Origin of the sequence: Geomobilimonas luticola (genome assembly GCF_018476905.1) — a bacterium.
In the GTDB taxonomy this organism is placed as follows: domain Bacteria; phylum Desulfobacterota; class Desulfuromonadia; order Geobacterales; family Geobacteraceae; genus Geomobilimonas; species Geomobilimonas luticola.
On the sequence record NZ_JAHCVK010000002.1, the window covers coordinates 313,761 to 336,958 of the forward strand.

At 47.9% G+C, this 23,198-nt stretch carries 23 protein-coding genes; all 23 read left to right on the forward strand.

Features of this window, described 5'->3' with window-relative positions; all coding sequences use genetic code 11:
- Window positions 1-5 precede the first annotated feature (5 nt).
- The 23 genes from KI810_RS08065 to KI810_RS08175 all read left to right on the forward strand — a co-directional run bounded on the left by KI810_RS08065 (window position 6) and on the right by KI810_RS08175 (window position 23,197).
- Window positions 6-809, forward strand: a complete 804-nt coding sequence (locus tag KI810_RS08065) for an ABC transporter permease (protein ID WP_214174997.1) — start codon at window positions 6-8, stop codon at window positions 807-809.
- Entirely contained in the window at window positions 806-1,669 is an 864-nt protein-coding gene (locus KI810_RS08070; RefSeq protein WP_214174998.1) for a hypothetical protein, read from the forward strand. Before KI810_RS08065 ends, KI810_RS08070 begins: the two co-directional genes overlap by 4 nt.
- A gap of 10 nt (window positions 1,670-1,679) precedes the next feature.
- Window positions 1,680-2,558, forward strand: coding sequence for an ABC transporter ATP-binding protein (locus KI810_RS08075; protein WP_214174999.1), 879 nt, complete (start codon window positions 1,680-1,682; stop codon window positions 2,556-2,558).
- 10 nt (window positions 2,559-2,568) lie between these two features.
- The gene (locus tag KI810_RS08080; RefSeq protein ID WP_214175000.1) at window positions 2,569-4,251 is read left to right on the forward strand and encodes a glycosyltransferase family 39 protein; all 1,683 of its coding nucleotides are present in this window, start codon (window positions 2,569-2,571) and stop codon (window positions 4,249-4,251) included.
- Window positions 4,248-5,087, forward strand: coding sequence for a decaprenyl-phosphate phosphoribosyltransferase (locus KI810_RS08085; RefSeq protein WP_214175001.1), 840 nt, complete (start codon window positions 4,248-4,250; stop codon window positions 5,085-5,087). Before KI810_RS08080 ends, KI810_RS08085 begins: the two co-directional genes overlap by 4 nt.
- Window positions 5,084-6,103 carry a glycosyltransferase family 2 protein gene (locus KI810_RS08090; protein ID WP_214175002.1) on the forward strand — a complete coding sequence of 340 codons (1,020 nt, stop codon included), beginning with the start codon at window positions 5,084-5,086 and terminating at the stop codon, window positions 6,101-6,103. The genes KI810_RS08085 and KI810_RS08090 overlap by 4 nt, the downstream gene beginning before the upstream one ends.
- Window positions 6,100-6,837: a glycosyltransferase family 2 protein gene (locus tag KI810_RS08095; RefSeq protein ID WP_214175003.1), complete on the forward strand. Its 738-nt coding sequence runs from the start codon at window positions 6,100-6,102 to the stop codon at window positions 6,835-6,837. The genes KI810_RS08090 and KI810_RS08095 overlap by 4 nt, the downstream gene beginning before the upstream one ends.
- Window positions 6,837-7,673 carry an ABC transporter permease gene (locus KI810_RS08100; protein ID WP_214175004.1) on the forward strand — a complete coding sequence of 279 codons (837 nt, stop codon included), beginning with the start codon at window positions 6,837-6,839 and terminating at the stop codon, window positions 7,671-7,673. The genes KI810_RS08095 and KI810_RS08100 overlap by 1 nt, the downstream gene beginning before the upstream one ends.
- Window positions 7,674-7,679: 6 nt before the next feature.
- Window positions 7,680-8,957 carry an ABC transporter ATP-binding protein gene (locus KI810_RS08105; protein WP_214175005.1) on the forward strand — a complete coding sequence of 426 codons (1,278 nt, stop codon included), beginning with the start codon at window positions 7,680-7,682 and terminating at the stop codon, window positions 8,955-8,957.
- 4 nt (window positions 8,958-8,961) lie between these two features.
- Window positions 8,962-10,143, forward strand: a complete 1,182-nt coding sequence (locus KI810_RS08110; RefSeq protein WP_214175006.1) for a glycosyltransferase — start codon at window positions 8,962-8,964, stop codon at window positions 10,141-10,143.
- Window positions 10,144-10,295: 152 nt separating this feature from the next.
- A complete protein-coding gene (locus KI810_RS08115; RefSeq protein ID WP_214175007.1) occupies window positions 10,296-11,393 on the forward strand; it encodes a DegT/DnrJ/EryC1/StrS family aminotransferase in 1,098 nt (365 codons plus the stop codon).
- A gap of 4 nt (window positions 11,394-11,397) precedes the next feature.
- A complete protein-coding gene (locus KI810_RS08120; RefSeq protein WP_214175008.1) occupies window positions 11,398-12,006 on the forward strand; it encodes a NeuD/PglB/VioB family sugar acetyltransferase in 609 nt (202 codons plus the stop codon).
- Window positions 11,982-13,241: a glycosyltransferase family 4 protein gene (locus KI810_RS08125; RefSeq protein ID WP_214175009.1), complete on the forward strand. Its 1,260-nt coding sequence runs from the start codon at window positions 11,982-11,984 to the stop codon at window positions 13,239-13,241. The genes KI810_RS08120 and KI810_RS08125 overlap by 25 nt, the downstream gene beginning before the upstream one ends.
- A gap of 8 nt (window positions 13,242-13,249) precedes the next feature.
- Window positions 13,250-14,137 carry a glycosyltransferase family 2 protein gene (locus tag KI810_RS08130; RefSeq protein ID WP_214175010.1) on the forward strand — a complete coding sequence of 296 codons (888 nt, stop codon included), beginning with the start codon at window positions 13,250-13,252 and terminating at the stop codon, window positions 14,135-14,137.
- Window positions 14,138-14,142: 5 nt separating this feature from the next.
- The gene (locus tag KI810_RS08135; RefSeq protein WP_214175011.1) at window positions 14,143-14,913 is read left to right on the forward strand and encodes a DUF268 domain-containing protein; all 771 of its coding nucleotides are present in this window, start codon (window positions 14,143-14,145) and stop codon (window positions 14,911-14,913) included.
- Window positions 14,910-15,608: a class I SAM-dependent methyltransferase gene (locus KI810_RS08140; RefSeq protein ID WP_214175012.1), complete on the forward strand. Its 699-nt coding sequence runs from the start codon at window positions 14,910-14,912 to the stop codon at window positions 15,606-15,608. The genes KI810_RS08135 and KI810_RS08140 overlap by 4 nt, the downstream gene beginning before the upstream one ends.
- Entirely contained in the window at window positions 15,577-16,515 is a 939-nt protein-coding gene (locus KI810_RS08145) for an alpha-1,2-fucosyltransferase (RefSeq protein ID WP_214175013.1), read from the forward strand. Before KI810_RS08140 ends, KI810_RS08145 begins: the two co-directional genes overlap by 32 nt.
- A 22-nt stretch (window positions 16,516-16,537) precedes the next feature.
- Entirely contained in the window at window positions 16,538-17,548 is a 1,011-nt protein-coding gene (locus KI810_RS08150; protein ID WP_214175014.1) for a class I SAM-dependent methyltransferase, read from the forward strand.
- Between the two features lie 27 nt (window positions 17,549-17,575).
- The gene (gene asnB, locus KI810_RS08155; RefSeq protein WP_214175015.1) at window positions 17,576-19,393 is read left to right on the forward strand and encodes an asparagine synthase (glutamine-hydrolyzing); all 1,818 of its coding nucleotides are present in this window, start codon (window positions 17,576-17,578) and stop codon (window positions 19,391-19,393) included.
- Window positions 19,394-20,446: a glycosyltransferase family 2 protein gene (locus KI810_RS08160; RefSeq protein WP_281412566.1), complete on the forward strand. Its 1,053-nt coding sequence runs from the start codon at window positions 19,394-19,396 to the stop codon at window positions 20,444-20,446.
- Window positions 20,447-20,505: 59 nt separating this feature from the next.
- On the forward strand, window positions 20,506-21,474 hold the full coding sequence (locus KI810_RS08165) for a glycosyltransferase family 2 protein (protein WP_214175017.1): 969 nt from the start codon (window positions 20,506-20,508) through the stop codon (window positions 21,472-21,474).
- Entirely contained in the window at window positions 21,453-22,376 is a 924-nt protein-coding gene (locus KI810_RS08170; RefSeq protein ID WP_246525378.1) for a glycosyltransferase family protein, read from the forward strand. Before KI810_RS08165 ends, KI810_RS08170 begins: the two co-directional genes overlap by 22 nt.
- Complete coding sequence (locus tag KI810_RS08175; RefSeq protein ID WP_214175018.1) at window positions 22,373-23,197, forward strand: FkbM family methyltransferase; 825 nt, start codon at window positions 22,373-22,375, stop codon at window positions 23,195-23,197. Before KI810_RS08170 ends, KI810_RS08175 begins: the two co-directional genes overlap by 4 nt.
- Window position 23,198: the final 1 nt, after the last annotated feature.

The following is a 23,198-nucleotide window of genomic DNA, read 5'->3' on the forward strand; positions in this document are numbered from 1 at the left end:
GAATCATGGGAAATTTTCATTGTTTTTACTCTCTTACCGTGAAAGCTTTAATCCGTGACCGCCTTGTGCATATTTTCTCGCTGGTTGTGGCAACGGTATTTCTGCTGATACCTGTTTTCAGCATGTTTTCCATGCGGCAGGTGCAGGAACTCTCCATTACCCTCTGTCTTTCGGCAATATCGTTCATTCTGCTCATCTTTACGATTCTTTCAGGGGCGTCATCTGTCTGGCGCGACGTGGAGAAGCGTTATACTGCGTCAATTCTTGGACTTCCCGTTTCACGTGCGGAGTTTGTCCTCGGCAAGTTTTCCGCAATCGCCGTTTTGATTGTCGCGAGCGCAATTATCATGGGCTTTGTTTCATGTCTTGTCATTACCTTGATTACCCTGCGTTATCCTGCTGACATTCCGGTCAATTGGTTGAATCTCTTTGTGGCTGTCTCGGCAGATGCTCTCAAATACGTCATGCTTCTTTCTATCGCTCTTCTCTTCTCAACAATGAGCACGTCTTTCTTTCTTCCGTTCTTTGCATCGATTTCCGTTTACTTTGCCGGCAATGCGAGTCAGGAAGTTTTCGATTATGTCGCTGGAGAGTACGGAACTACAATCCCATTCTTGTCCCGGATGATCATCAAGTGCGTGTATTACGTGATCCCTAATTTCGCGGTATTCAATATGAAAGTGCAGGCTATCTATGCACTTCCCCTCACGCCGGCTCCTATTTTCTATGCCATTCTGTATTTCATCTGTTATACAGGGATAATGCTCTGTCTGTCGGTGTGGAGTTTTAACCGGAGAGAGCTGGTATGATCAAGAAGGGGCTTTTCCTACTTCTTCTCTGCTCGTACATCTCGCTGATGATTCCCCTCACGGCATTTATGAAGGAACGTCCTGTCGCCGTCAAACTGGGTTATTTCCCCGAGGCGCACGCCTTGAAAACAGTGGCGGGGGACCATCGTTATCTAGTCGCCCAGTATGCAGTCGTAAAGGTGCTCTTCTACTTCGGAACCATCGTGGAGAAAGCCAAGAACATGATTGTGGTAAAGCCGGAATACCAGAATATGTTCAAGACATTACAAACGGCTTCAAAGCTTGATCCGTGGAATGCCGATGTCTATTATTTCACCCAGGCAGCTTTCACCTGGGAACTGAACAAAATCCAGGATGTCAACGAAATGCTGGATTACGGGATGAAGCATCGCACGTGGGATTACCAGCTTCCGTACTTCGCCGGATTCAATGCTGCGTATTTCCTTAAAGATTACGGAACTGCTGCGGCTTATATGAAAAAGGCTGCAGAACTCTCCAAGGATCAACTCATGACCAGTCTTGCCTCCCGGTATCTGTACGAGTCGGGTCAGAACGAGATTGCCTTGCAGTTCATCGAGTTTATGCAGCAACGTACCATGGACAGAAAACTCATCAACCTCTATGAATTCAGGAAGAAGGCACTCATAGCGGTGATTTCGATACAGAAGGGTGTCAATGCATACGTCAGGTCACGCGGAACACCCCCTTCCAGAATAGAGGACATTGTAGCGGCCGGATTCATTGACAGAATTCCTGAAGATCCCTACGGTGGTACATTTTATCTTGATGAAAAAGGCACCGTCAGAAGTACAAGCAAGTTCGCTTTTGGCACTGCACCTATCCGCTGGTCCACTGAGTAGGAGTTTGTTCATGCATGCACTTGAGATAGTAACGCTTTCGAAGAGATATCTGGGGAAACGGCTTAAACGGGTCGATGCGCTGCAGGATCTGTCGCTCGAGGTCAGGACGGGAGAGGTGTTCGGTTTCCTTGGCCCGAACGGGGCCGGAAAAAGTACGACGATCAAGACCGTCATGGGCCAGATCAAACCAACGGCCGGGCACGCATCCATCTTTGGCCGGCCCGCAACAGAATCGTCGTCCCGTCTCCGTGTCGGCTACCTGCCGGAAAATCCATCATTTTATGAGTTTCTTACTGGCCGGGAGTATCTCCATTTTGTCGGGAAAACTTTTTCCCTGAACAACAGCATGATCACCGAGCAGTCTGAGCATGTTCTGGAGTTGCTGGAGCTTACCCATGCAGCAGATCGCCCGATCAAGGGGTACAGCAAGGGGATGGTACAACGTCTCGGTCTAGCACAGGCGATGCTGCACGACCCTGACCTCTACGTTCTCGACGAGCCGATGAGCGGACTTGACCCCCTGGGGAGGGCTCTTGTAAAAGAGATTATTAAAAACCTGAAGAAGCAGGGGAAAACCATTTTCTTCAGCACCCATATAACGGCCGATATCGAAGTTGTCTGCGACAGGGTGGGAATCATCGCCAAGGGGAGGCTGATGGCGGTTGACACTGTGGAAAATATCTTGCAAAGTGGCGTTGAAGGATACCAGATTCAAGTGAGCCGACACGGTCATGTCGAGGAACTGCTGGTCGCGAAAGATCGTTTGAAAGAATTCATGGCTGAACTTGTCACTTCGGATGCCGTTGTAGAGCGTATAGAACCCAAGCGCAAGGATATGGAGGCATTCTTCCTTGACATCGTTTCCAAGGAAAAGCATTCAGCTCAATAATGGATGGCAGATGCTTCTTCTGCTGTTGGTTGTCCTGGGTGTGTATTATCCCGCCCTCTTCGGGGCAATTAATTCCATAGACGATGTTCATATACTCAAGACGTTCGGTATTAATGGCACACTGAGTCTTGCAGACATTTTCAGACCGGGAAGGGGCTATTATTACCGGCCTCTCGTGGATCTTTCCTATTACCTGGATTATCGCTTCTGGGATCAGGACAAGGTCATCATGCACCTTGAGAACATCCTGATCCACGGTGCGAACGTCAGCCTAGTTTTCCTCATTGCAACCAGATTTATGGGCAAGTCACTCTTCCCCTTCTTGGGTGGGCTCCTTTTTGCCGTACACCCCGTCAACAGCGAAGCAGTGTGTTGGATTGCCGGCCGTACGGATCCACTTTCGGCAACCTTCCTGCTCATGGCAACTTTCTTCCTGTTCCATGCAGTAGAGACTGGCCAAGGGCGTTACATCATCGTGTCGCTTCCCCTTATTATCCTGGCAACGCTGGCAAAGGAGACTGCCTTTCTTTTCCTTCCGGTTCCATTGATTGTCTCTCTATGGCTGATCCGCAAAAATGAAACCGAAAAAAAGTCGGAGATGATACTTGTTTCATCTGCCTGTGCCGCACTCATTTTCCTCCCGTTAATTTATATTTTCTTTCGTACCGGTACCCATGCTGACAGTATTGCCGCAATCCTCAAGGGAAACAGTCGAACCCCGCTCGATACGATTCTGTTCTCTCTGAGTATTTTCGGTTTTTATGCAAAGAAAATCCTATTCCCCTTCCCGCTCAATTTTGCAATAACCTCGGTTTCAAGTCTTTATGCGATAGTTGGTGTCTCAGTAGTGCTGCTACTGTTCTGCGTACCACGAAGAGCCCCCTCTTTCATTCTGCTCGTCACATCTCTTATGTTCATACTCCCTGCGGTAGCGGTCGCCGTCTACCATGTTTCATGGACTGTTGCGGCAGAGCGTTATCTCTATATACCCTCTGCTTTTTTTACGTTAAGCATGACGGGGTATTTGCATGATGTCACGGAAAACGCCGGTAAACGCTTCTGGCCCATCGCCGTCACTCTTTCATGCTGTATCCTATCGGCCCTATTTGTCTTTCAGCGGAGCCTTCTTTGGCAGAGCAATCTTGAACTTTACCGTGATACCGTGAACAAGTCTCCGGACTTCGCGATGATAAGGAATGAATTTGCCGTAGCACTGCTTCAGGAAGGGCGGTTAGCGGAAGGGGCCGAGCAGCTTAAACGAGCAAAAAAGCAAACTACGAGTGACGAAATACGCAAAATCATAGAAATGAATGAGCTTCTCGTCATGATACACGGGAAAAGCCTTGAGGAGACCCGCGCAATTATACGTGCCAACCTTGGGGTAGACAAGGTGAAGGGAAGTACGGAACTTCTTTCAATGCTGAGAAACTACGACTATCTTTTGCTCGATGCAACCACTGAAGCACGAAAGCAGGAGTTGATCACTGAACTGATAGAAATTACGGATATCCTTTATTCAAGAACCAAGGACCCTCTCTTGCTCTACAATAACGGACAGCTCTACCTGAAAATGGGGGATGAAAAGCAAGCGTTTGACAATTTCTCCCTCAGCTATAAAACCGCTCCTGATGGCGCACATTTCAAGGCCGCAGCACGGCGTCTTGCGGAAAAGCTGGGGAAACAGGACCGATGATTGCCTATCTGAAAATAATTCGACCGCATCAGTGGCTCAAAAACCTAATGCTTCTCTTCCCCCCTTTTCTGGGGGGGATGATCATGAAGGCCGGTATTATCCGCGAGGGGACAGTCCCATTTATCGCATTCTGTCTTGCTTCGAGTGCCACCTATATTTTGAATGATTTACTGGATGCTCCACGGGACCGCAATCACCCGCTGAAAAAGGCAAGACCAGTCGCTGCCGGTCAGATTTCAATCAAGGCAGCGGGCATGCTCGCCTTTACCATGACCGTAGCAGCCATTTTCGCAGGTTTTTGCGTATCGGCCTATTTTGCGGTGTTTATAGTCGCCTATCTTGCCATATTCGCGGCATATTCCGTCAAACTCAAAGAACTTCCCATAATTGACATTTTTTGCGTAGCGGCAGGATTCATTCTGCGTCTCCAGGCCGGTGGAGTTGCGTTCAAGGTTGTCATATCCGAATGGCTCTTCCTGTGTGTTTTTCTCCTCTCGATTTTCCTCAGTATCGGGAAAAGGCTTTGCGAAAAGGGTGAGTTGGGGACCAAGGCTGGCCTTCACCGCAAAACTCTTGAGCACTACCCGGAAGGATTTCTGGATATGGCCATGTCCCTGAGCGGAGCTGCCGTTCTGGTAACATACACCATGTATTCACTTACAAGACAGAGCTTCATTTTCACGGTTCCGCTCTGTACGTTCGGGCTCCTTCGGTATATTCTGCGTGTTAAATCGGGTCAGGGAGGCGATCCCACCGATTCTCTTCTCAAGGACTTTCCGCTGTTAGTTACCGGCGTGTTATGGGTAGTCATGGTTGCACTGAGCATCTACAGATGAATATTTATATAATAGTCGTTAACTATAATGGTTGGCAGGACACCGTGGAGTGTCTTGAATCTGTTTTTAGATCTGACTATAGCAAGTACCGTGTGATTGTGTGTGATAACGGTTCTACTGACAATTCTTTGCAGCAGATTGAAGCATGGGCAGAAGGGCGGCTTGATTTTACAGGCTCTGCTTCAAGTAACTTTAATCAGTTCCAGTTTCCACCGGTCAAAAAACCTCTAAACTTCGCTCTCTATACCCAAGAAACTGCGGAACTGGGTGGTGACAGGGGAAATGACGCTCAACTCGTCCTGATAAGGTGTGGCAAGAATCTTGGTTTTGCGGGGGGGAACAATGTTGGCTTTCGCTATGCTCTTGCGCGTGACGATATGGATTATGCCTGGCTTCTGAACAACGATACCGTGGTGAGGCCGGATGCGCTTTCGAGAATGGTAGACCGCCTCAAAGCCTCTCCCGGTGCAGGCATGTGCGGGGCTACTCTCCTACACTATCATGCCCCGCAGAAAGTTCAGGCTCTTGGGGGTGCACTGTATTGCAAGTGGTTCGCACTTGCCTGGCACTTGGGACGATGGCGAAGATGGGGGAATAAGGTAAATAGGGAGAAAGTCGAACATTTGACGGACTATCCCGTTGGCGCCTCTCTCATGGTTTCCCGACGTTTCCTTGATGATGTGGGGCTTATGTGCGAAGACTACTTCCTGTATTTTGAAGAAATTGACTGGGTACTTCGCGGGAAAGGTCGATACAAGATTGTCTATGCACCCGAAAGCATTGTCTATCATAAGGTAGGCGCAAGCATAGGCACTAGCAGCAACCCGGCACAGAAGAGTGAGGTCTGTGACTACTACAATGCACGAAACCGTATTCTGTTCACGAGACGGTTTTACCCGGAGGCTCTTCCCACCGTCTATCTTGTGCTTTTGGGCACGGTCTTTTCTCGTCTCTTGCTCGGGCAGTGGAAGAGGGCGGGTATGATATTCAAGATAATGCTTGAGGGAGGAGCATGAATAATCCTCTTATCACTATTATCACGGTTGTGTATAATGGCGTTGAAACCCTGGATGAAACTATTGCAAGTATCAGAGCAATCCGTTACAAGCCGCTTGAGTACATAATTGTCGATGGAGAATCTACGGATGGAACCCTGAACATTATACAACGCAATAAAGATATGATCACGCGTTGGGTGAGCGAACGGGATCAAGGGATTTACGATGCCATGAACAAGGGATGGCGTCTTGCCTCGGATGAAAGTTACGTGCTTTATATCGGATCGGGGGACAGGGTTGTTGCTCTCCCTGAGGATATGACAAAATATGGATCCAGCGAAGTACTGTACGGTGCGGTTTACATGGGGCAGAATGTTGTTTTCAAACCCAGGGTGGACTTTCATTTGAAACTCTATAATACCTTGCACCATCAGGCGCTTCTTGTTAAAAAATCATTGCATCCGGGAGCTCCTTTCAACCTGAAATACAAGGTATTTGCCGATTTTGATTTTAATCAGCGCTTATTCAAGAGTGGAGCACATTTTAGCTACTGCGAAGATTTAAAATGTTATGCTCTCCCCGGCGGGGTAAGCGATGAAGCTGCTTTTTCAGAGTCGCTCATGGTCATTCGAAAAAACTTCGGCCCGATATGGGCGCTCATAGCGTCTGTTGCTCATAGGTGTATGCACCGTTTTCCATTCATGAGTTTTTTGCGACCCCTGCAACCTATAGCACGGCGTGGTGATTGCTGATGAAGTACGAGCAGCCTGTATTCATAATAGAGCCAGGGCGACGCACTGACCTGCACTACTGGCGTGATATCTGGCGATTCAGGGAACTTTTTTTCATTCTTTCCTGGCGTGATATCCTGGTACGGTACAAACAGACTCTACTGGGCGTAGCCTGGGGCTTGATACGCCCATTGACTACGATCATCATATTTACGGTGGTCTTTCAACGCCTCGCCGGACTTCCTTCCGACAAAAATATCCCCTATCCACTCATGATTCTTGCTGCTCTGCTTCCCTGGCAACTCTTTGCCAACAGTTTTTCTGAAGCCGGAATGAGTCTTGTTAGTAATGCGAACCTTTTATCGAAGGTGTACTTTCCTCGTATCATTATCCCGGTTAGTTCAATAATTGTGAATTTCGTGGATTTCATCATTTCAGCCTTTATTCTTGCTTTCCTGATGGCATGGTATGGTTATACCCCAGATTTTCATCTTATCGCCCTCCCAATTTTTATTATCTTAACATGCGCTGCAGCTTTGGGAACTGGTTTATGGTTTGCTGCTCTAAACATCAGATATAGAGATGTACGATATATTGTCCCGTTCCTCATCCAGGTCGGGCTCTATGTTTCACCTGTTGGTTTTTCCAGTTCGCTCATTCCTGACAAGTGGCGGGTTTTGTATTCCTTGAATCCCATGGCTTCCGTTATTGATGGTTTCAGATGGGCCATTCTGGGGGGGGGAGTAAGTGTAAACTGGCTGCAATTTTCAATTTCTACACTGATTATTTTCGGTACGTGCGTTTCAGGATTTCTGTTTTTCAGGCATGTTGAAAAAAGCATTGTCGACGTCATGTAGGTGTGTATGCAATCGGTTATATCGGTAGAAAATATCTCGAAGCAGTATGTCATCGGGCGAAGGAAGGACGAAAGCTTTCTAACCCTTCGCGATGAGATATGCTCTTTTTTCGGAAAGGCGAAAAGCCTTTTCAATCGCACTTCACTACAACATTATGGATCCTCTGAAGAGTTTTGGGCGCTCAAGGATATTTCATTCCAGGCATGGCAAGGTGACCGCATAGGGATTATAGGGAAAAACGGTGCCGGTAAATCCACCCTTTTAAAGATATTGAGCAGGATTACTGAGCCGACTTCAGGGCGTATCAGCTTGAGAGGAAGGGTCGCTAGCCTGCTGGAAGTTGGCACAGGTTTTCATCCCGAATTGACAGGCCGGGAGAACATCTTTCTTAATGGCGCCATACTTGGGATGAGCCGGGCCGAGATAAAAACGAAATTTGACGAGATTGTAGCCTTTGCGGAGGTTGAGCGGTTCCTTGATACCCCTGTTAAACGTTATTCTTCTGGGATGTATGTACGTCTTGCCTTTTCCGTGGCCGCACACTTAGAGCCTGAAATACTCATCGTTGATGAAGTGCTGGCAGTGGGTGATCTCCAGTTTCAGAAAAAATGCCTTGGCAAGATGCAACAGGTGGGAAATGAAGGACGAACAGTATTGTTTGTGAGTCATAATATGGGAACAATAAGAGCTCTTTGTAATAAAGGGTTATATTTAATTGAAGGTAATATACACAAAACGGGGAGTATCGAGGAAGTAATTAGTGCTTACACTTTACATCATGCATCAAATAAAGGGATTGTAACTTTTGGACAGCAAAACACAGATTTTGTAGCACGTATTTTGTCCATAGGAGTAATATCTGCTGGATATACAAATTATGCTGATACATTACCATTCCAGGCACCGTTCACCGTAGAAGTTATTATCGAATCTAACAATGAACTGGAAGCTGTCGTAGGTATCGGGATAAGCAATAGTATTGGAGAGATAATTACAACACTGCATAGCGTTGAGATTGGAGAGGAACCAACAATTGAAAAGTTGAAGAACTTGAAGTTCAAGAAAGGAATAAACAAATTCTACTTGAACATTAATTCTAATATTTTACGACCAGGTACCTATATTATTGGATGTACAATTTTTAGTAGGTCGTTGTGGCAAGCCTTTGACGATAAGCCAAATTGTATTACTTTTGAAGTGACAAACCATAACGAAAATAGATATTTTGATGAGAGGCAGTCCGGTATGGTTTTCCTTAGCGATTCTCAATGGGAAAATAGATGACGTTATGAAGCTTTTACTCAAAAAAATCAGGGGATTTCTAAGACTACATAATCCTCTACCTCATGATGGTCCAAAGGTTATTTCCAGCTTTGCTTTTAAACAGCCACCGATTGGAAGGGTGTTGGTCAGTTATCTGGAATATGTACTGTTATTGGATGAGGAGGACAGCCAATTCGATGGGCATAGCAGAAACTGGGAGAGTAGAGAAATAATTAGGATATTCAATAGGCTGGGCTATGATGTCGATGCTGTCAACTGGACAAACCATGATTTTGTTCCGTCAGAACAGTACAGTGCAGTGTTCGATATCCACGTTAATCTGCAAAGATTAGCTCGGAAGTTGCCAACAGGCACTAAAAAGATATTGCATCTCACAGGTAGTTATCCACTATATCAAAACGATGCGGAACTGAGAAGAGTTGCAAACTTGGTGAAAAGAACTGGGATGCCATATTCACCCAAGAGGATAGTTCCATTGCCAGAGGATTCATTACGCTCGCTTGAAGTTGCTGATGCTTGCACTCTTATAGGTAATGAACATACGCTGCAAACCTATCCGCCATGCTATAGGGACAAAATCAATCTCGTTTCTGTTTCAGCCTCAAGATTGCCAACTACCAAGCGGACGAATGAGCTTCCCAAAACGAGGGAGTTCTTGTTTTTTTATGGGGGAGGAGCTGTCCATAAAGGACTGGATCTAGTGTTAGAAGTATTTGCAAAGAATAGTGAGTTGAAGTTACATGTTGTAGGCAATTACGATGTTGAGACCGACTTTATGAAAATTTACGGTAAAGAACTTACAGAATTGCCTAACATAAAATATCACGGTTTCGTATACCCGAATTCCCATGAATTTAACAAGATAGTAAAAAATGTCTTTTGCTTCGTAGCTCCAAGTTGTAGTGAGGCGAGTTCCTCTGCTGTCGTCACGTGTCTTCAAGTAGGACTTTACCCGATTATCAGCAGAGACAACGGGGTTACGCTACCGTTCGCGGCCGGTGCTTATTTGGAAGAATGCTCAGTCGAAGAGATAGAACATGCCGTTTGGCAAGCATATCGAATGGAAGAGTCCGAATTAAAAAAGCAAACATTACAGTGTCAGGATTATGCTCTTGAACAGTTTTCCCGAAAACGATTTTCTCAAAATATGACACGAGCTTTGACTGTTATAATGAATGGTGTATGACATATAAACATAGTGAGTTTGTGAAATAAGGTAGAATTCGAGATTATTTTGGTAAAATTGATAATATATGAAGCTGTGATGCAGAATATATTCTAGAAATTTTTTTACATGCATAATCTCATACCTGCCTACGTTATCAGGAAGGACTTATAATGTATAAGATTCCGATTTACCAACCATCTCTCACTGGAAACGAAAAGAACTATGTTAACGAATGTCTCGATTCCACTTGGATTTCGTCCAAAGGGCGCTTCATTACCGAGTTCGAAGATGAATTTGCCACCTACACCGGTACTCGCTATGCCTCTTCTGTCTGTAACGGCACGGTTGCCTTGCATTTGGCGCTCGTGGCTCTTGGAATTGGTCCTGGCGATGAGGTAATCGTTCCAACGCTTACCTACATCTCTTCAGTTAACGCTATCGCCTACACCGGCGCAACGCCTGTTTTTGTCGATTCGCTTGAAAGCACCTGGCAGATGGACCCTGATGACGTTAGTCGCAAGATCAGCCCAAACACACGCGCCATTATGGTTGTCCATCTTTATGGCCACCCATGCGATATGGATCCGCTTGTCAGCATAGCCAAAGAACATGGCTTGTTCATGATCGAAGACTGCGCCGAGGCTTTCGGTTCTTTTTACAAGGGGAGGCACGTGGGGAGTTTTGGCGATATAGCCACGTACAGCTTTTACGGCAACAAAACCATCACCACCGGCGAGGGTGGAATGGTGGTGACCAATGACGAGACCCTCTATGATCGGGTGGTCCACTTCAAGGGGCAGGGTCTGGCCAAGCACCGCCAATACTGGCATGATGTTATCGGTTATAATTACCGCATGAACAACATAAGTGCTGCAATAGGACTGGCACAGCTTGAACGGGCCGATGACTTGCTGGCAAAAAAACGGCAGGTTGCACAGTGGTATGCAGAGGGGTTGGCAGGCGTACCGGTCACATTTCATCGGGAAGTCGGCAATGTTCACCATTCATACTGGATGTGCTCGATCATGGTGGATGATCCGCTTATGCGGGACCCTCTTCGGGAAGCGCTGGAGCGGGAGGGGGTAGAGACACGTCCGGTCTTCTATCCGGTGCACACTATGCCTATGTATGCCCAGAAGTTTCAGCGACACCCAGTTGCAGAAAGCATCGGTTGGCGTGGTATCAATCTGCCGAGTTGGCCCGAATTACGGATTGGACAGATCCAGGAAATAAATTCAATGATAAAAACGTTTGTCACCAAGGGTTAGCTTCATGACAATAAATAGTCATCTACTAGTTTATGGTTGTGGGGGGCATGGCAGAAGTGTTGCTGATATTCTGATTGCCAATGAACCCGATATCTCACTTTGTTTCATAGACGACCATGCACGTGAAAATGAACATCTGTATGGCTTTCCTGTGCTTAATGTCTGGAATGGCTCAGAGATACAATACTTCCTGGCTATTGGCGATAATGTCAAGCGTGCCAATAAATTGGAACAGATGGACGTTGAGTTACTAGTTAGTGTGATTTCAAAAACAGCACATATCGGGCACATGGCAACAATTGCTAAAGGTGTATTTGTTGGTAATTTCGCGCACATTGGCCCTGAAGCGGTAATCGGTATCAATACGATTGTTAATAATGGGGCAATAATAGAGCATGAAGTGAAAGTTGGCGCACATTGCCATATCGGTCCAAGTGCAACAATATCTGGACGATGCACAATTGGAGACCTAGTCTTTGTCGGAGTAGGAACAACTATTAAGGATTATATATCCGTTTGTTCAAATGTTACCATTGGTGCCGGGGCCACAGTAGTGATGGATATTAAGGAACCCGGAGTCTATGCTGGATGTCCGGCAAGAAAGATCAGATGAAATCGGGACTCACCATTGCATTGCTGGGCAGATATTTCGGATGGGGCGGTGGCATAGAACTGCTGAGAGTCATTGGGCATGCCCTTGCTCTAAAGGCAAACAGCGAGCCACTAAAACTATATCTGCTTCTCCCTGTGGAAAACAGATTGGAATGCAGGGAAGATGTGTTGGAACTGGGGGCACGACTTGTCTCGAACCTTGCCAAGTTAAAATTGATAAGTCATAAAGAGCGACCGCTCTATGATCCGAACATGCTCGACTCCTTCACACACATCGATGGTCATATTACTATCGTTTTCCATAATGACACGAATGGAGGACTGATTAGATGCTTGCAGAAGATCGACGCGGACGTGGTTCTCCCTGTATTAGGATGTCTCGATGATTCTTTTCCCCTTCCTTGGCTCGGCTATATTTATGATTTTCAGCACAAGTATTATCCTCAATTTTTCGATGCAGATACCTGCCGGGGTAGAGATCTTTTATTCGGCAATACTCTGAAGTTGGCAAAGGCTGTCATCGTTAATTCCCAGTCGGTAAAGAATGACATCGCAACCTTCAGCCCCGATCATAGTTGTAGAGTATTCGCCATGCCATTTGCAGCGACACCTGCTCACAGTTGGTTTGACGCTCCTGAAGATGGCCTGCATGTCAAATATAACCTTCCGGATAACTACTTTGTTATCTCCAACCAGTTCTGGATTCATAAATCCCACGGGACTGCTTTCGAAGCTCTTGCCATGCTAAGACAAGCACCAGAGGTGCATATCGTGTGCACGGGGCTTATGGAGGACCACCGCTTTCCCCACTATTTCGCCGAGTTGCAAGCGAAGATCGAAGCATGGGGCGTTGCCGACCGCATTCATTTTCTTGGTCACATTCCCAAACTTGACCAGATACAGATTATGAAAATGGCCATTGGAGTCATCCAGCCCACCCTCTTCGAGGGGGGTCCGGGTGGTGGCTCGATCTATGATGCCGTGGCCCTCGGGGTTCCGGCAATCGTTTCCGACATCATGATAAATCGTGAGATTATGGAAGAATCGGTAAGGTTTTTCACAGTGGGGTCGGCAGAGGACTTAGCTACCAAGATGTGCGAACTGATTTTGAACAGGCCGGGGCGTCCTTCGACTGAAACGCTGATTGCGCGTGGTAGAGAGCGCGCTGAGCTACTTGGCGACACCCTGCTGAAAGCTATCGAGTATGTAATGCTGCAGTCTTCACGGAGGCGATAGTTTACATAATGGCCGATATGAAGAAACAACTTTCCGTTGTGCTGGGGTCATATAATCGCCTCCGATTCCTTAAGCTGACGATTGAGAGCATCCGCTGGGAGTTGGAGCAATGCCCCTTCTCCCACGAGATTGTCGTGGTGGACGGCGGTTCTACCGACGGCACATTGATGTGGCTTGCTAAGCAGAAGGACATCATCTCCATCGTTCAGCACAATCGTGGAGAGTGGCGTGGCAGTCCGATTGAGACGAGATCGTGGGGGTACTTCATGAACCTCGGGTTCAAGTGTGCCCAAGGCAAATATATCTGCATGCTGAGTGACGACTGTCTCGTGGTTCCAGGGGCCATAGTAAAGGGTGTTGCACGGTTTGAAGAACATCTCGCCACGGGCGATAGAGTGGGAGCATTGGCCTTTTACTGGCGTAACTGGCCGGAGCAGCAGAAGTACAGGGTGGGACGTACTCTGGGTGACAGGATGTTTGTGAATCATGGCCTTTACCTGAACAATGCCATGAAAGAAGTCGGTTATTGCGATGAGGAAACGTATCTCTTCTATCATGCAGACGGCGATCTCTGTCTCAAGATGTGGGAGAAGGGATACACATGTGTCGATGCACCTGATTCCTATATTGAGCATTACTCACATGCAAACTTGGCAGCCAGGAGTTCGAACACGGGAAAACAGCACAGGGACTGGGAGAATTACTTAAAAAGATGGCAAGGAATATTTTACAACCCTGAAAAGCACAATATTGGGGACTGGGTGGAGAAGAAATACGACGATAGCACGTTAACTGCTGCAAGATTTAAACACGCTGATGGCATTAACTGGTATAGAAAAATTATAGCAGTTAAGATAACTTCCTTATTTAAAGAGCGCCAAATTGAAGAAGGTTGAGCAATATGTCTTTAGCTGAGGTCGTAAACAGGTGGTACAAAACATGCTGCTCATACATCTATTCCTACAGGGCACATAAGACTTTCTCTGAAGAATTTATAAAATTCAAAGAAATGACCGGAGTGGAAGGGCGGTTTCGTATAGCATGGGAGGAAAGGCATCCATGCTTTAATGACAAGACTACTCAGACAGGTTTTGACCGACATTATGTCTATCATCCGGCATGGGCTGCCCGCGTACTCGCACAAACAAAGCCGAAATGCCATATTGACATTTCGTCGTCAGTGAATTTCTGCTCACAGGTATCAGCATTTATCCCCGTCATGTTTTACGATTACCGTCCTGCTGATCTCAATTTACCCGGTCTTACGTGCGAAGCTGCGGATTTGTTGGCTCTTCCCTTCGCTGACAGGAGTATTAGTTCCCTCTCCTGTATGCATGTAGTCGAGCATGTAGGCCTGGGCCGCTATGGTGATCCGCTCGATCCGGATGGAGATATGAAGGCCATTGTCGAGTTGAAACGGGTGCTGGCTATTAACGGTAACCTCCTATTTGTTGTGCCGGTTGGGGGGAACCCCAGAATTATGTTCAACGCCCACAGAATTTATACTTACGCTCAGATCGCTGAATATTTTTCAAATTTGGAATTAATGGAGTTTGCATTAGTTACTGATGATCCCAAGGATGGCGGGCTATTAAGGAATGCATCAAAAGAGATGGCTGATGCGCAAAAATACGGGTGTGGTTGTTTCTGGTTTAGAAAGGTGAGGACTTGACAGCAGTCGGCACGCATAACGAAAAGACCCGTGTTGCTTGGCTGGAGAAGACCCTGCAACGGATACCAGCGGGGTCTCGTATCTTGGATGCTGGTGCGGGAGAGCAGCAGTTCAGGCGTTTCTGTACGCACCTGAACTACGTAGCACAGGATTTTGGTCAATACGACGGCACAGGTGATGTCCGTGGCCTGCAAATGGGCAAATGGGACCAATCGAATCTTGATATTGTCAGTGACATCACCGCGATTCCCGAGCCAAATGCCTCTTTCGACGGGATCATGTGCATCGAGGTGCTAGAGCACCTGTCAGACCCTATTCTTGCCTTCAGAGAATTCAGTCGGCTGTTGAAACCAGATGGGCAACTTATTGTCACCGCACCCTTTTGCAGCCTTACCCACTTTGCGCCATATCATTTTTACACCGGTTTTAACCGGTATTTTTTCGAGAAACACCTGAATGCATGCGGCTTTCGAGTCGATGAACTGGTCGAGAATGGTAATTACTTCGAATATCTTGCCCAGGAAGTACGTCGGATTCCGAATGTTGCGGAACGATACGCAAATATACGTCCTACACGTTTGGAAACTTATGCCGTACGATTGGTATTGAGCATGCTTGGCCGCTTCAGCGCAAGAGATAAGGGGTCGTCAGAGTTGCTCCACTATGGCTGTCTGGTCCTGGCAACCAAGAAATGAGAATGCGGAAGAGATGATTGTCGTGTGCCTGAAAGGTGGTTTGGGCAACCAGATGTTTCAGTATGCTGCTGCGCGTAGGTTGGCGCACCAGCACAGTACTGAGTTGAAGATTGACCTCTCATTCTTGGAGAGCTGCCAGTCCGGATTCACGCACCGCTCCTATGAGCTTTGCCACTTTAGCATAAGCGCAGCAATCGCTTCACCTCGCGAGGTCGCGGAGATAACCGGGAGAGGAAATACCTGGCGGGAAACTATGTTGGTGCGCTTCCGCCATGCAACTGGTCTTGCTACGCTCTACCGGAACATATACAGAGAGCCTCATTTCCATTTTGACCCGACTGTTTTAGGTTTGCCCGACAACATATACCTGACGGGATACTGGCAGTCGGAGCGTTATTTCAAGGATATCGAGGAGACCATCCGCAATGAGTTCACAGTCAGGCATCCACTGACCGGAAAAAACCAGGAACTTGCAGCCATGATACAAAGCACGAACTCAGTCGCTCTCCATGTCAGACGTGGCGATTTCGTGAGCGACCCACTGACCATGGAAACGCACGGCTTCTGCGAGCCTCATTATTACCAAAGATGCGTCGGGGAAATCGTTGCGAGGGTAGCCGAACCGAATTTTATAGTATTCTCGGACGACCCTGTATGGACGAGGGCAAATATCCACATCCCTTTTCCATTGACGGTCATCGATCACAACTTGCCTGACAAGGGGGTCGAAGACTTGCGGCTTATGAGTCTATGCAAGCACAATATTATATCTAACAGTTCCTTCAGCTGGTGGGGGGCGTGGCTGAATGCAAACAAGGGAAAGATAGTCTTGTCCCCGGCAGAGTGGCTGAAGGACAAGCGTCACGATACAGCCGACATCATCCCCGATGGCTGGCTGAAAATTTGACAATTCAAAAGGATCATAACCGATGAATCCAGATTTCGTCGCTTTGTTGCGCTGTCCAAAAACGGGGAGTGAACTGGAATTGACGGCCGATGAGTTCTTTTCAAATGGCATGGTGAGGACAGGCAGGCTCACGGCCAGAGAAGGCGGAGCGGTTTATCCTGTGATTAATGGCGTCCCGAGGTTTGTAGGAAAGGAGCATTATTCCGACAGCTTTGGATATGAGTGGCGCAAATGGCCCAGGGTCCAATTTGAATCGGAAAACATCGGCAGTCCGATGGAGGGCCACACTACAAGGATGTTCAGGGGCATTACCGGTCTAAGTGGCGATGAAATAAAGGGCAAGATTGTAGTGGAGTTTGGCTGCGGACCGGGCCGCTTTCTGGATGTCGTCAGGTCATGGGGAGGGATCGCAGTTGGCATCGACATGAGCCTTGCAGTCGAATCGGCGCAGGAAAACTTCAAGGATGACGCAATGGTGCTCATTATTCAGGGGGATGTCATGAACCCTCCCTTTGCCAGGGATGCATTCGATATTGGGTACACCATAGGGGTATTACATCATACACCTTCCCCCGGCAAAGGGATCAAGGCTTTGACCGACAGTGTCAAATCCGGTGGCTTGATCTGCTGTTGTGTCTATTCAAAGAAAAGTTTTTACGATTATCCGTCGGTGCGAATGTTCAGAATGATTCACAATGGAGTGGCTGCCGGATTGGGGACCGGCTTCGCTACCCGCATGACCTTGTTCTATTCCTATTTCGCCGCCACCATCCTGTATTACATATTGCGTGCCGTCTCCATGGTTCCGGTTCTGGGCAGTAGAGTGGTGGACTACGTGGGGAAATACCTGCTGGTAAACCTTAACATACCCGACAAGCGATGGAGAATCCTCGATGTCTTCGATGCTATCACTCCCTTTTATGCCTCTACCCATACGCCAGAAGAGGTTGCAGGCTGGTTCTCCGCTGCAGGTTGCACCCATATTCAAAAGACCCACTGGGGGGACACCTCTTTTGCCGCAATCAAGCAATAAATTGTCATCTTCCCTGGGATCCCTGCCATGTGCGGCATAGCCGGCATAATAGCACCGCAGGCATCCCGGTATCGTGACGCCATCCAGAAGATGACAGATAGCCTTTCCCACCGCGGACCTGACGGATCTGGCATTCATTTCTTCGATGCTTGTGCACTGGGACACCGAAGACTCTCCGTAGTGGACTTGGAAACCGGGCGGCAACCGATGCTCTCACAAGTGTCGTCCGTCGGGATCACGTTCAACGGAGAAATATACGGATACAGGGAGATCAGAGCGACCTTGACTGATTACCCTTTCTGTACTTCTTCTGACACGGAGGTAATCCTCGCCCTTTACGAAAAATACCGTCATAACTGCATGGCACACGTTCCGGGAATGTTCGCCTTTGCCGTCTGGGATGAAGCGCGTCAGGAGCTTTTCTGTGCCCGCGACCGTTTCGGAGAAAAACCCTTCTACTATGCCTTTGGAAAAGGTGGCGAGTTTATCTTCGCATCGGAAATTAAAGCGATACTTGCGTCGGGCCTTGTCAAACCGGTTCTGAACCGTGAGGCGCTTGCCCACTACTTGCAATACTTGTATGTTCATCCCCTCCAGACTATCTATGGGAATATTCACGCACTCCCACCGGCCCACTCCCTGCGCTGGCGTGATGAACGAGTTTCGGTCGAACGTTACTGGACCCTGCCGAAAACCGTGGAGAAAATTGCCCCCGCGGAGGCTGTCGAACGTTTCAGGGAATTGTTTGACCGGGCGGTCGCCCGCCAGTTGGTAGCGGATGTGCCGGTCGGAGCGTTTCTCAGCGGAGGGCTGGATTCAAGCACGGTTGTGGCTGTAGCTAGCCGCCACCAGGCCCGAATAAAGACCTTTTCATTTGGTTTTGAGGACTCCGTCAGTGAGCTTCCCTATGCCCGCCAGGTTGCAGAAAAATACGGGACCGAACATTTTGAGCTGGCTGATAAGACGGCCGACATAGGCGAACTTTTGGTCGCAATGCAGGAAGTCTACGACGAGCCCTTTGCAGACTCTTCCAATATCCCTACGTACCTCATTTCCAAACTTGCTAGTGATCATGTGAAAGTAGTACTGACTGGCGATGGCGCCGACGAGCTACTGGCCGGATATTTGTGGTATCGTCCTCTTCTTGCCATGCAGAAGGGGGGATCCAGTCAGCTATTGCGGCTGGCTCTGGCACTATCACGGTTCCTGAGGCTTAAGGCACCTCCATCACTAATATACCGGGGACTGGGGGAGGTGTATGCCAAACGTTACGGTTCCATTGCCCAGGCCCATTCTACTCAGAAGCAGTATTTTACCGACAGCGAATTGGTAGTACTGGGACTAAAGTCGTCGGTTAACGTTCCGTTTCCGGACGGTGACCGCGTTTCTGGGTCTATTGATGACGCCTTGAAGCTCGACATCGAAGGATACATGCCTGGGGACATATTGGTTAAAATCGATCGTGCCTCCATGGCAAATGGACTGGAACTCAGGGCACCATTCCTGGATGTCGATTTTGCTTCGTTCTGCATTTCGCTTCCCTGGAGTATGAAGACCGACACCGAGCAAGACAAACGTATTCTTCGTCAGGGATATGCCGATACCTGGCCACCTGCGGTCAGGAGCCGCAATAAACAGGGATTCGGGGCGCCGGTCAATTACTGGTTGAAGCATGATTCAGTTCGTGCTTTAAAAGAGAAGTACTTGGGCAAGCCAGATCAAAGGGTCTATTCCATTATGCCTTACGGGAGCATGCGAGACTATATCGAGAGAGATGATTATCGAACTTGGATACTACTAGTCCTTTCTATGTGGCTGGAACGGCACAATGTTGAAACGACGTAAATGGTGAAAAGGGTTACTGTGCATAATTGCCAGACTCAGGCTCATGATCCACGCGTGACTGTAGTTATGCCGGTGTATAATTGCGAGAGGTTTGTGGCTGAAGCGATAGAGAGCATTTTATCCCAGACATTAGCCGATTTCGAATTTATCATCATTGATGATGGCTCGACAGACCACAGTGTGGAAATAATCGAGTCATATCGTGATTCTCGGATCAGCCTGATTCGCAACGGGGCAAATTTAGGGTTGTCAGAATCTCTCAATAAGGGTTTTGGCCTTGCGCGGGGTGAGTATGTGGCCCGTATGGACAGCGATGATGTAAGTCTACCGGAAAGACTGACCCGCCAAGTGGCCTTTATGGAGGCGCATGCGGAGATTGGAATATGCGGTACCTGGGTTGAAATTATTGGAGAACCGGCGGGGCATGTTTGGCGCTACCCAACCGCCCCGGACGTTATCAACTGCATGCATTTATTCGGACCGGCACTGGCTCATCCTTCTGTCATGATGCGTAGGGAGATGCTCGCAAAATTTGGGACATTGTACGACACCTCCTTTAAGCGTGCTCAGGATTTCGAATTGTGGGTACGGGCCTCAGAATACACATCTCTTGCAAATATTGGAGAGGTACAGCTGCACTATCGACGGCATGATCAACAGGTGGTCCATAAAGAAGAACAGCTTGTGTTTGCCGGGAAGGTACGTTTACTGCAACTTTACAAACTAGGGATCATACCTTCTCCTGAAGAGTTCAAGATCCATCAGTCCATCAGCCAGTGGCGTTTTGAGGTGGACAGGGGATTTCTCGAGAATACTGAAAAGTGGTTCAGCAAATTGATAGATACGAATAAGAGAGTAAAAGTCTTCTCAGAAACGACCTTTTCTGAAGTCCTTTGCGATCGATGGTTCGAGGTCTGTGATGCACTGACGGAGCTTGGACCGTGGACTCTCAAGAAGTTTTTTTTATCTCCACTCAGCTGCAAGGTCAAATTATCCTGGCGACGGCGTGTCGCGTTCTTCTTGAATTGCTTGCTTTTCAGAAGAAGGGGGTAATGGTGACACCGGTCATGGGTGCTGCTTAATGATCAGTAGGTGTTTGACGGGAGCGTAGATTGAACAAACCCAAGATTTCTATCGTAGTCTGCACATACAACCGTGCTGAACTTTTGGGGGCTTGTCTTCAGTCCCTTGTGGAGCAGTCACTGGACCCAAGCCTCTTTGAGGTGGTAGTTGTGGATAACCACTCCCTCGACAACACCCTGGAAATTGCTCACCACTACGCAAAGCAGTACTCTTTTTTTAGGATCGTCACTGAATTGAACCAAGGGCACAGCCATGCTCGCAATCGAGGCTGGCGCGAAGCGCGTGGAGAGTATGTTGCTTATATCGACGATGACGCAAAAGCGACGCCCGATTGGTGCAGTCGCATCCTGAGTGTTTTTACTACCGTTATGCCTACACCCGCTGCGGTGGGTGGACAAATTCATCCCATGTATGAAACCCCCCCGCCTACATGGTTTATTGATGATTTTGAGATCAGGACATGGGGTGAACGTGTCGGTTTTCTTGAACTACCGCGTGCCCGTTATGGATTTTCAGGTTCAAATATGGCTTTCCCACGAAGGGTGTTGGAAAGGTTTGACGGTTTTTCCTCCCAGTACGGTATAGTTGACGGCAAATTGCGTATGGGGGAAGATACAGAATTTTTTTATAGAATCTATGACGAAGAGCCGCATTTTTGGTACGATCCAGCCATCCTTGTTTACCACTGGACACCACGTCACAATTGTACTCTCTCATACAGATTCATAAGAAGTTACAGAATTGGCGAGGCGGCCATCCATATGCAACGGAGACGCTTGCTGTCAACAAAATATGCACGAGAGCTCATCTGTTTTTTCAAGTTGATATTGTCAGTTCCCTACCGGCTCCTTGTCGCGGAAGGGCTCGTGAGAACTGAGGCCGCTAGACTCTTTCAGGAATTGGGATTTAAGAGCGGCTTCCTGTTTGGCAGATGCTTAGGCAATAATGGCAATCAAGCATCTTCACACGAAATGCCATGGCATGGGGGAAAGCAATGACGAACCGTCCTCCCATCGCTCTCTTTGTCTATAACCGCCTCCTCCACACAATGTCTACGATGGAGGCACTTCAGAAGAATCACGGTGCTCGCGAAAGCATCCTCTATGTTTATTCTGACGGTCCGCGAAGTGATGCAGACGCGGAGGGAGTTGCGGCGGTCCGCAATTACGTGAAGAAGGTTACTGGATTTGCGGATGTAATAGTTGTGGAAAGGGAACGAAATCTGGGGCTTGCCCGTTCTTTGACGAGTGGTATTGATGCGGTCCTCGGTGCCCATGAGTCAATTGTCGTCCTTGAAGACGATCTGGTTACATCTCCCTATTTTTTGCAATTTATGGGAGATGCTCTCAGATGCTATGAACATGAGGAACAGGTGGCGGCGATTCATGGTTATACCTTCCCCCTGGGGATACCACTTCCGGATACTTTTTTTCTGCGTAACACCGGCTGCTGGGGATGGGGTACCTGGCGCAGGGCGTGGGCTCTTTTTGAACCTGACGGTCGAAAGCTTCTGGAACAGTTGCGAAATTCTCGGCTTTCAACGAATTTTGATATGCATGGCGCCTATCCCTACACGCGAATGCTTGAGAACCAAGTAAATGGTAGAATAGATTCATGGGCCGTTCGCTGGCATGCATCCACCTTTCTCAGTAACAAGTTTACTCTTTATCCTGGGGTATCGCTGGTGAAAAATATAGGCCATGACGGTAGCGGTATGCATTGTGGTACATCGAAATTTTATGACGTAAGCTTGGTGGAAAAAGAGGTGATGGTGGCCCTCCTCCCTGTCCGTGAGGACCCGCGCGTGACCGGCAGTCTGGAGGCATACTTGCGGAGGGGGCATTCGGGGACCGTCCGTTACTGGTTTTGGAAATTGTTCGGTAACAGGATGAGACCATGATCGATCTTTTCAGTCATATCTGGAATTCATCCCTCAAGAGCCTTGTGACGGAAACCCGGATGAAGTTGTCCGGAGTACGGGGTGATTCTGCCGAAGAAGAGCGGCTTAAAGGGGTATCACGTTTCGTTTCAGGAGAAACATCTCTTCTTGGCAGGTCGGTGAAATATGTGGATGCTCCGTCATATCTTTTTATGCGAAGAGAGATATTCGAGTCAGAGATTTACCGTTTCCAATGCAGCACACAAAATCCGTACATAATCGATTGTGGTGCCAACATAGGGCTTAGTGTCATTTATTTTAAAAAACTCTACCCTGATAGTACCATCCTGGCCTTTGAGCCAGATGTTAACATTTTTAGTGTCTTGAGTGAAAATATGGCTACTTTTGCTTTGCAGGGGGTAACGTTAAGTAACAAGGCATTATGGAGCGAGGAGGCGCGGGTGCCATTCATTCAGGAAGGTGCCGATGGGGGACGTATTGATGCCAGCATTTCCGGTAGCCCCTGTACTGTTACAGCCACAACGTTGAGCCAATACCTTGTGAAGCACGTTGACTTTCTCAAACTCGACATAGAAGGTGCCGAGGGGGATGTGCTGGAGGAGTGCAGGGAGGGGTTGGCACATGTCGAGCGTATGTTTCTGGAATACCATTCCGCCCATGGGGAGCCGCAGCAGCTTGGTCGAATACTTGAAATCCTGAGGGGTGCCGGTTTCAGATATTATATCGAGCATATCGGAATCACTTCCGGACACCCTTTCATACACCGTCATACCTGCAACAATTTTGACAACCAACTCAACATTTATGCCTACAGGCCATGAC

Bases quoted from the DNA above. Each gene is read 5' to 3' on its own strand.
- KI810_RS08065 (WP_214174997.1), top strand. From the start codon at position 6: ATGGGAAATTTTCATTGTTTTTACTCTCTTACCGTGAAAGCTTTAATC.
- KI810_RS08135 (WP_214175011.1), top strand. From the start codon at position 14,143: ATGTCTTTAGCTGAGGTCGTAAACAGGTGGTACAAAACATGCTGCTCA.
- KI810_RS08085 (WP_214175001.1), top strand. From the start codon at position 4,248: ATGATTGCCTATCTGAAAATAATTCGACCGCATCAGTGGCTCAAAAAC.
- asnB (WP_214175015.1), top strand. From the start codon at position 17,576: ATGTGCGGCATAGCCGGCATAATAGCACCGCAGGCATCCCGGTATCGT.
- KI810_RS08110 (WP_214175006.1), top strand. From the start codon at position 8,962: ATGAAGCTTTTACTCAAAAAAATCAGGGGATTTCTAAGACTACATAAT.
- KI810_RS08175 (WP_214175018.1), top strand. From the start codon at position 22,373: ATGATCGATCTTTTCAGTCATATCTGGAATTCATCCCTCAAGAGCCTT.
- KI810_RS08090 (WP_214175002.1), top strand. From the start codon at position 5,084: ATGAATATTTATATAATAGTCGTTAACTATAATGGTTGGCAGGACACC.
- KI810_RS08095 (WP_214175003.1), top strand. From the start codon at position 6,100: ATGAATAATCCTCTTATCACTATTATCACGGTTGTGTATAATGGCGTT.
- KI810_RS08120 (WP_214175008.1), top strand. From the start codon at position 11,398: ATGACAATAAATAGTCATCTACTAGTTTATGGTTGTGGGGGGCATGGC.
- KI810_RS08070 (WP_214174998.1), top strand. From the start codon at position 806: ATGATCAAGAAGGGGCTTTTCCTACTTCTTCTCTGCTCGTACATCTCG.
- KI810_RS08150 (WP_214175014.1), top strand. From the start codon at position 16,538: ATGAATCCAGATTTCGTCGCTTTGTTGCGCTGTCCAAAAACGGGGAGT.
- KI810_RS08105 (WP_214175005.1), top strand. From the start codon at position 7,680: ATGCAATCGGTTATATCGGTAGAAAATATCTCGAAGCAGTATGTCATC.
- KI810_RS08125 (WP_214175009.1), top strand. From the start codon at position 11,982: ATGTCCGGCAAGAAAGATCAGATGAAATCGGGACTCACCATTGCATTG.
- KI810_RS08160 (WP_281412566.1), top strand. From the start codon at position 19,394: ATGGTGAAAAGGGTTACTGTGCATAATTGCCAGACTCAGGCTCATGAT.
- KI810_RS08100 (WP_214175004.1), top strand. From the start codon at position 6,837: ATGAAGTACGAGCAGCCTGTATTCATAATAGAGCCAGGGCGACGCACT.
- KI810_RS08170 (WP_246525378.1), top strand. From the start codon at position 21,453: ATGGCATGGGGGAAAGCAATGACGAACCGTCCTCCCATCGCTCTCTTT.
- KI810_RS08130 (WP_214175010.1), top strand. From the start codon at position 13,250: ATGGCCGATATGAAGAAACAACTTTCCGTTGTGCTGGGGTCATATAAT.
- KI810_RS08115 (WP_214175007.1), top strand. From the start codon at position 10,296: ATGTATAAGATTCCGATTTACCAACCATCTCTCACTGGAAACGAAAAG.
- KI810_RS08075 (WP_214174999.1), top strand. From the start codon at position 1,680: ATGCATGCACTTGAGATAGTAACGCTTTCGAAGAGATATCTGGGGAAA.
- KI810_RS08145 (WP_214175013.1), top strand. From the start codon at position 15,577: ATGGCTGTCTGGTCCTGGCAACCAAGAAATGAGAATGCGGAAGAGATG.
- KI810_RS08080 (WP_214175000.1), top strand. From the start codon at position 2,569: ATGCTTCTTCTGCTGTTGGTTGTCCTGGGTGTGTATTATCCCGCCCTC.